Origin of the sequence: Microcystis sp. LE19-10.1B, assembly GCF_027530565.1 — a bacterium.
Taxonomy (GTDB): domain Bacteria; phylum Cyanobacteriota; class Cyanobacteriia; order Cyanobacteriales; family Microcystaceae; genus Microcystis; species Microcystis aeruginosa.
In genome coordinates, this window is the sequence record NZ_JAPZQM010000083.1 from 1 (window position 1) to 1288 (window position 1288).

Here is a 1288-nt window from a genome sequence, read left to right on the forward strand (position 1 = left end):
TATTTTCAATAGTAAATTAATATATTCCTCTGTGGCTTTTTTATGATTTCCATTTTTTCTCCCATCTTCTAGACTTTCTAAATTGTTAGGATCGCCGTGAACACACCAAGGGGCGACCGTTTTGAGTGAACAGCCAATAAAATCAGCTATTTCTCGTTGAGTTTTTCCGTCGTTCAGCAAGAGAAACATTAAAATTCTTTCCCTAACTTCTGCTCTTTCTTCTTCTTTAAGAGCTTTTTGTAAGTTTTTCTTTTCTTCTAAATCTAGGAAATCTTGGGCTGGCATAAGTAGGATTTTTCTAAAATTACTATTTCTATTTTAGGTGGTTTAAGTGCGTTTTAGCTTATGAGCCGCTCTTGATCTGGGACAAAGCTGGTCTTTTTACTCCTTCTCTCGGAACCGGCTCGTTTCTCCCCCTCTTGTGGGGTCTTTTTTTCTTGGTTGAGCGTACTGGGCTTGATTTTAGGCCGGCTCTTCAGTTTCTTGGCGGCTTTAAGTTCCTCGTCGAGGCTCTTGACTTGCTTTTCGAGCCCCGCTACCTTCCTCTCTAGGTCAGCTATAGTTTTTCCCTGATTCTTAATCACCTGTTTTTGCTCGGCCACCAGGTTCAGCAACCAGTTGACCAAGGGGGTGCCTTCGCTTCCAGGTATCTCGATGGGAAGAAGCATATCCTTAAGTTAAAGCAGATTTTCGTCCTCAGTGCAACCTAAGTCGATGCTTTCTCACGAGTGCGGGTTCATTTTCTAGGTTGACTTCGGCTTCCTTACCAGCATTTATTGAGATGTTGCTAATTTTAGTCCCGACGGCAAGACTTTGGTGAGCGGTAGTTATGACAAAACTATGTGGATTGTTTCAGCTAATTTGGTGTATTGGAAAAATGCTATAAATTCTATAATCTAAGACTTTAAGCCGAAATCTATTGCCCTATTTTAGCTGAAACAGTCCAGTAGGGTGCGTTAGCCAAAGCGTAACGCACCAATTTAATAATTAGGGTCTGCTGAAAAAGTTTTTCCTGGGGGTAGGAGTCAGTAGCCGGTCGTCAGTAGCCGGTCGTTTCAGGCTTTGTTGCCCTTGTTTTTTGTACCAATCTATGTACTATAAAAAGGATAATGCAAGGTTTTTGAAAGTCCCAATCCTATTTTCTTGCACTATACTTTGCACGGCTACAACTTGCATTTTTTACTCAAGGACAATAATATAGTTTAAGAGTCATAATTAGAAGCAAAGCACTCATTAAAAACATGATTAACCTAGAATTCACGGAAGAAGAAAAGAACTCACTGTCTTA

At 40.4% G+C, this 1288-nt stretch carries 2 protein-coding genes; both read right to left on the minus strand.

Going from position 1 to position 1288, the window contains the following annotated elements; genetic code table 11:
* Positions 1-285, minus strand: a 285-nt coding sequence (locus O9332_RS02875; RefSeq protein ID WP_288023549.1) for a helix-turn-helix domain-containing protein, incomplete at its 3' end; no start/stop codon positions are given.
* Positions 286-338: 53 nt separating this feature from the next.
* On the minus strand, positions 339-668 hold the full coding sequence (locus O9332_RS02880) for a hypothetical protein (protein WP_288023550.1): 330 nt from the start codon (positions 666-668) through the stop codon (positions 339-341).
* Between the last annotated feature and the right edge of the window lie 620 nt (positions 669-1288).

Bases quoted from the DNA above. Each gene is read 5' to 3' on its own strand.
- O9332_RS02880 (WP_288023550.1), bottom strand. From the start codon at position 668: ATGCTTCTTCCCATCGAGATACCTGGAAGCGAAGGCACCCCCTTGGTC.